The following is a 6,013-nucleotide window of genomic DNA, read 5'->3' as shown; positions in this document are numbered from 1 at the left end:
TTCCGGTACTGTTCGTGGGAAAACCTGCCCGCCTGATTCATCAACCCGCTGACAAAGTACGGGTTGATGCCAACCTGCCGAGGAATCTCTTTTTCCGGCGTTTTCAATTCCAGTAATTCATGAATTTTCCAGAGTTGCCTGAAATGTCGAACAATCATCGACAGCACCAGTAGCGGCGCGGAACCTTCTTCCAGGATCCGCACCAGAAATCTCTGGGCTTCCTGCAGTTTTTTCATGCCGAGTGCATCGGTCAACTCGAACACGCTGTCTACCCGGGTATCCGAGACAATCGCGGCCACATCTGCAACATCGACCAGGCTCTTGTCTCCGACGTAGGCAAACAGCTTGCTCAATTCGCCATGTATTTCCTGCAGGTTGCTGCCCGCCCTTCGGCAGAACAAGGCCAGCGCGTCTTCAGTAAACGATCGACCGGCATGACGCGCCTGCTCTCGAATGAAGGCTGGTACCTGGTTGTCATAAAGTTTCTTGAATTCAACCAGAACCCCGCGCTTTTTGAATTCCTGAAAAAATTTACGGCGGCCGTCGATTTTATCGCAGACCAGGACCAGTATGGTTTCTGGTGATGGGTCCTGCAGGTACGGAACCAGTCGATCCAGGCTGTCGCCCGACAGATGCTGGGCGTCCTTGATCAGAATCAGGCGGCAGGGGGCAAAGACGGGAAAGGTCCGGGCCTGGTCAATGATGGCATCTGCCCGGATATCCCGTGCGGAAAGACTGTCAAAATTGAAGTCGCGATCGGCAACGGGCAAAGCCGTGTCGAGAAGATGACGCAGACTTTTCTCGAGCAGATACGTTTCCTCTCCGTAAAGCAGGAGCAGGCTGGGGAATGCCTTATTGTCAATGGCCCTGGAAAGTTCAGCAGGAGTCATGTCGTCTCGCGGGAGAACCTAGAAATTTTCATTCAGCCGATGATAAAGCTGCTCGGCCACCCGTTCGGATATGCTCTGGATCGCGATGGTTTCGTTATCCGCCTGCACAGATCTGTCCTCGTTGTTCATCGACTCCTCGGTCCAGGAGACGCTGTCCTTCCAGAGGATTTTGCCATCGGTTACCCGCCGCAGTGTGGCGTTGATCCGCATTGTGGAACGGTACTCGCGAATATCGTCCGTCCGGTTATAGGAGATCGCCTTGCGGTTGTACGAACTGATAGTACCGTTCAGGATGGCTTCGGCATCCTCTCGATGCTTCACCAGGGTAAGTCGGCTGTCTCTGCCAAATCGCTCGATCAGGCTGTTGGTCAGCAGACTTTCAAGAAAAGGCTCGGCAGTCCGGTTGTCCAGGGGTTCGATGAACAGAGTTTTTACTCCGATACCGGGTCCAAGGGCGACAGGGGTATAGCCACAACCGAACAACACCAGGGGCAGCAGCAACAACGTCAAGAGATTCTTCATCAGGACACCACGATATTGACCAGCCGCCCGGGGACGATGATCACCTTGCGCAGGTTTTTATCCGCAATAAATCTGGCCACATTGGACTCGGCCAGCGCCGCTTCCCGAATAGCGTCTTCCACGGCATCCGCAGCGACAACCACCTTCCCCCTGACCTTGCCATTGACCTGAATCACAATGGAGATTTCGTCTTCAATCAGCGCGTCGGGATTCCAGGTCGGCCAGCCGCAGGATTCGATGCTCTGCTGGTGCCCAAGGCAGTTCCATAACTCCTCAGCCACATGCGGGACAAAGGGGGTCAGCAGGCGGACAGTGGTTTCCAGGGCTTCCCGCAGAACCGATGGATGCTCCTTCTTCGGCTCGAAGGTGTAAATGGCATTGACCAGTTCCATGACCGCAGCGATAGCCGTATTGAAATGGAACCGGCCGTCGATGTCCTCGGTGACTTTCTTGATGGTTCGATGGGTGATTCTGCGCAGGTCGCGGCCGGGACCGTCAGACGGTTCTCCTGCCGTTATCCCCTGGATCAGTTCGAGGTTGTCATGAACCGCACGCCAGACCCGGCTGATAAAACGGTAGCAGCCTTCGACCCCCTGCTCGTTCCACTCGAGGTCCTTTTCCGGGGGGGCGGCAAAGAGGGAAAAGAGCCGCGCCGTGTCGGCACCATAACGCTTGATCAGATGGTCGGGATCAATGACGTTCTTTTTTGACTTGCTCATCTTTTCGTTGCGCCCGACCGCAGCCTCTGCGCTGCAGCGACTGCACTTGCCGTCGACCACCTCTTCTGGATAAAGCCAGCCATGTTCCGGGCAGGAACGGGTTTCCATGCAGACCATTCCCTGGGTCAGCAGATTGGTGAAAGGTTCGTCGATAGCCATCATTCCCAGGTCGCGCATCACCTTGGTGAAAAAACGGGCGTACAGCAGGTGCATGACCGCATGCTCAATCCCGCCGATATACTGGTCGATGGGGAGCCAGTACTTAACCGCCTCAGCATCAACAGGAGCCTCGGCGTACCCAGGGCAGGCATAACGGGCGAAATACCAGGAGCTTTCGACAAAGGTATCGAAGGTGTCGGTTTCACGCCGGGCTGCGCCGCCGCAGACCGGACAGGTGGTGTTGACAAATGCCTCGCACAGGGCCAGGGGACTGCCCCCCTCCCCGGTAAATTCGACATCGGTCGGCAGTACCACCGGAAGGTCTTTCTCGGGGACCGGCACCGTTCCGCACTGGTCGCAGTAGAGCACAGGAATCGGCGTGCCCCAGTAACGCTGACGGGAGACCCCCCAGTCGCGCAGGCGATAGTTGACGGTCTTGTCGCCAATCCCCTTGGCCACCAGGGATTCGGCGATCTTCTCCTTGGCCTCTTCATTCGACAGTCCGTCGAATTCAGCCGAATTCACCATGACTCCCGGGCCGGTCCAGGCCTCCGGCATGGTCTCCGGGGTGAGCTTTTCGCCTTCAGGCTGAATGACCACCACAAGGGGAAGCCGGTACTTGCGGGCAAATTCGAAGTCACGCTGATCGTGGGTCGGAACCGCCATGACGGCCCCAGTGCCGTAATCCATCAGTACGAAGTTGGCGAGAAAGATTGGCATCCGAACGCCGGTGACCGGATTCAGGCAATAGGAGCCGGTGAAGACCCCTTCTTTCTCCTGGTCATCACTGGTGCGCCTGATCTTGTCCTGCTTCTTTACCTTGGCGATAAACGCCTGCACGGCAGAACGCTGCTCTGCGCTGGCCAACTCAAGAGCCATGGGATGCTCCGGGGCCAGACTCATGAAGGTTGCGCCGTAGAGGGTGTCCTGACGGGTGGTGAAAACCCGGATGCCCTTGTCGGTGCCTTCGAGCGGAAAATCTATTTCGCAGCCGGTGCTGCGGCCGATCCAGTTGCGCTGCATCATCAGCACCGGTTCCGGCCATCCGGAAAGATTATAGGTCTCGTCCAGCAGTTCCTGTGCGTAGTTGGTTATACGGAAGAACCACTGCTCAAGTTCTTTCGGCACCACCTCCGAATCACAGCGCCAGCAGCAGCCATCCTCCACCTGTTCGTTGGCCAGAACGGTCTGGCAGTCAGGACACCAGTTGACCGAAGAGCTTTTTTTGTAGGCCAGACCCTTTTCGAGCATCCGCAGGAAAATCAATTGCTCCCATCGGTAATAGTCGGCGTTGCAGGTGGCCAGTTCACGGTCCCAGTCATAGGAAAGGCCCATCTTTTTCAACTGGACCTTCATGCTGGCGATGTTTTCGTAGGTCCACTTGGCCGGATGGGTACCGTGCTTGATGGCAGCATTTTCCGCCGGCATGCCGAACGCGTCCCAGCCCATCGGATGCAGCACGTTATACCCCTGTAACCGTTTGAAGCGCGCCACCACATCGCCGATGGAATAATTGCGGACGTGGCCCATGTGAATCCGTCCCGACGGATACGGAAACATCTCAAGAAGGTAATATTTTTTCTTGCCGGGGATTTCGGCTGCCTTGAACGATTTGTTCTGTTCCCAGAACTGCTGCCATTTCTGCTCAATGGCGCCGGCCTCATAACGATCTTGCATACATCCTCCGTAGCCGCACGGCTACTGTCAGAAACATGAATACCGGCAGTTGCCGGTATCTCGTCACGAATCAGAATAACGATCAGGCGGCCGCCCCTGTTAAATCGCTACGCTCATGTGCGCTCGATTAAGAGGAGGCAACCCGAATGCGGAGATTCAGGTCATTTTTCGCGGTAGGTTATCCGCCCACGGGTCAGGTCGTAGGGGGAAAGCTCCACCGTGACACGGTCGCCAGGCAGAATGCGGATGTAGAATTTACGCATCTTCCCGGAGATATGAGCCAGAACGATATGACCATTATCCAGTTTCACCCGGAACATGGCGTTAGGAAGGGGTTCGATAACCTCCCCTTCTACTTCAATTGCTTCTTCTTTAGCCAAATGAGCCTCCTAGATTTAACCGATCGATTCGGTCTGTCATTTTTGAATGCACTATTTAACATAACCCACACGGGAATTGTCAACCCCGCAACGCACAAATGTACATCTAAACAGACCAATGCGCCAGATATTTGAAATTATTTTATTTCAAGCAGTCGCCTGGCAGCGTTGAGGACCTGGGTCGATTGCACTGGCTTGGTGATATATTCGTTTGCGCCAAGAGCAAAAGCCCTATTGCGATCCTCTTCTGCCCCCTCGGTGGTAATCACTACGATAGGAATGGCACACTGGTTTGGGTCCTTGCGCACCAGGCTGACCAGCTTAAGCCCATCCATGACCGGCATGTTGATATCGGTAAAGATGAGGTCATATTTATCGCTGGTCAGCTTTTTCAGCCCTTCAACGCCATTCGCTGCTTCCGAGATAAGCACACCACGCAAACGTTTCAGGGCAAAAACCAGTAACTGCCGCATGGTCGGGGAATCATCAACTACAAGAATCTTTTTTATCTCCACCGAATCAGCCCTTTCTGCGATCTACTTGGTGAGCAGATCAATAAATCCCTGGATCGTCGATAGCTTCCTCTCTGAATCCGAGTAGAGACGAGAGGAGAAAATTGCCGTCGCGGCATGTCCGGCAAGAAGGGTGAAAAGTTCATAATCAACATCGGCGAATCGACTTTTCTGTTCAAGCAGTTTGTAGATGACAATAACGCCGATAACATGGTCCTTGATTTTTAGCGGAATACAGACCATCGGATGATCGTATTCTGGGGAATACGATTCCAGGTCATCGATGAAGTAGCTTTCTCCGGTATCGCCGACATTTCCGATGACACCTTTGCCAATTTCAACCTCAGCAAGATGCTCCGGATCGATACCTTCATGTGCAACAATCTGAAATTGTCCGATTTTTTCATCAAGAAGCAGGATGGCGAACTCTTCGGCACCAATCAGGTTGATGATGATTTCAGTGATAACCTGAATGACTTCGCGGAAATCCAGAGTTGAATGAAGCTGGTACGAGGCAATGTAAAGGTTGGCCAGCATGTTGTTCTCGGACTCGATAACGACATACCGGTTGGCAAAATCGAAATTCTCTTCTTCGACTTCCTTGACCCGGCCAAGAATCTCCAGCTTTTCTTTTTCAAGGGCATTGATTTTATTTTGCAGCACCGCCATTTCCGCAGTGTCGGTGGCCGCTGTCCCATTGTTGTCAGGCGGTTCGTTCCCCCGCAACAGTTGATATCGAAGGCGCTCATTTTCCTTCAAGAGTTCCTGGGTGAACTCCGCTCCTTTTTTAAAAATCTGAAGAAATTCCTCAGCACGTTTGGCTGAATTTTTCTCTTCGTTCAGCTCAGACATTCAACCGCTCCCGAAAATAATAGATTAACGATTCCCTGGCCTGTCAAAACCCGCATCGACTGATTATTTCTGCGGCAATCCGTGGCAGAGGCAGGATCTTGTCGACTTTCCCGGTGGCAATAGCCTCTTTCGGCATGCCAAAGACGACGCTGGTTTCTTCGCTCTCGGCAAGAACCTGACCGCCGTGTTCTTTGATAGCCTCTACCCCCAAAGCGCCATCGTTACCCATGCCGGTCAAGACAACTCCCAACAAATTTGCCCCGAACACTTCGCTAGCCGATTTGAACATCACGTCCACCGAG

General features: G+C 53.8%; 7 protein-coding genes. All 7 read right to left on the bottom strand.

Features of this window, described 5'->3' with window-relative positions; genetic code table 11:
* Positions 1–890, bottom strand: an 890-nt coding sequence (holA, locus tag ABYV89_RS13700) for a DNA polymerase III subunit delta (RefSeq protein ID WP_432823503.1), incomplete at its 3' end; no start/stop codon positions are given.
* A gap of 18 nt (positions 891–908) precedes the next feature.
* Positions 909–1,412 (bottom strand): LPS assembly lipoprotein LptE, encoded by a 504-nt coding sequence (gene lptE / locus ABYV89_RS13695; protein WP_432823502.1) that lies wholly within the window; start codon positions 1,410–1,412, stop codon positions 909–911.
* Positions 1,412–3,967: a leucine--tRNA ligase gene (leuS, locus tag ABYV89_RS13690; RefSeq protein WP_432823501.1), complete on the bottom strand. Its 2,556-nt coding sequence runs from the start codon at positions 3,965–3,967 to the stop codon at positions 1,412–1,414. The genes lptE and leuS overlap by 1 nt, the downstream gene beginning before the upstream one ends.
* Before the next feature lie 161 nt (positions 3,968–4,128).
* On the bottom strand, positions 4,129–4,347 hold the full coding sequence (gene infA / locus ABYV89_RS13685) for a translation initiation factor IF-1 (protein ID WP_432818198.1): 219 nt from the start codon (positions 4,345–4,347) through the stop codon (positions 4,129–4,131).
* A 137-nt stretch (positions 4,348–4,484) separates the two neighbouring features.
* Complete coding sequence (locus tag ABYV89_RS13680) at positions 4,485–4,862, bottom strand: response regulator (RefSeq protein WP_432823500.1); 378 nt, start codon at positions 4,860–4,862, stop codon at positions 4,485–4,487.
* 21 nt (positions 4,863–4,883) lie between these two features.
* Positions 4,884–5,711 (bottom strand): GAF domain-containing protein, encoded by an 828-nt coding sequence (locus ABYV89_RS13675; protein WP_432823499.1) that lies wholly within the window; start codon positions 5,709–5,711, stop codon positions 4,884–4,886.
* Between the two features lie 43 nt (positions 5,712–5,754).
* On the bottom strand, positions 5,755–6,013 hold a 259-nt coding region (locus tag ABYV89_RS13670; protein WP_432823498.1), incomplete at its 5' end, for a CheB methylesterase domain-containing protein.

The sequence above is a fragment of the Trichloromonas sp. genome, from assembly GCF_041583255.1.
Classification (GTDB): domain Bacteria; phylum Desulfobacterota; class Desulfuromonadia; order Desulfuromonadales; family Trichloromonadaceae; genus Trichloromonas.
The sequence above is the reverse complement of the archived record's forward strand: the minus strand, read 5'-3'. Positions and strand labels throughout refer to the sequence as shown.

Excerpts from the sequence above, each read along its gene's own strand:
- lptE (WP_432823502.1), bottom strand. The coding sequence starts at position 1,412 with ATGAAGAATCTCTTGACGTTGTTGCTGCTGCCCCTGGTGTTGTTCGGT.
- leuS (WP_432823501.1), bottom strand. The coding sequence starts at position 3,967 with ATGCAAGATCGTTATGAGGCCGGCGCCATTGAGCAGAAATGGCAGCAG.
- ABYV89_RS13675 (WP_432823499.1), bottom strand. The coding sequence starts at position 5,711 with ATGTCTGAGCTGAACGAAGAGAAAAATTCAGCCAAACGTGCTGAGGAA.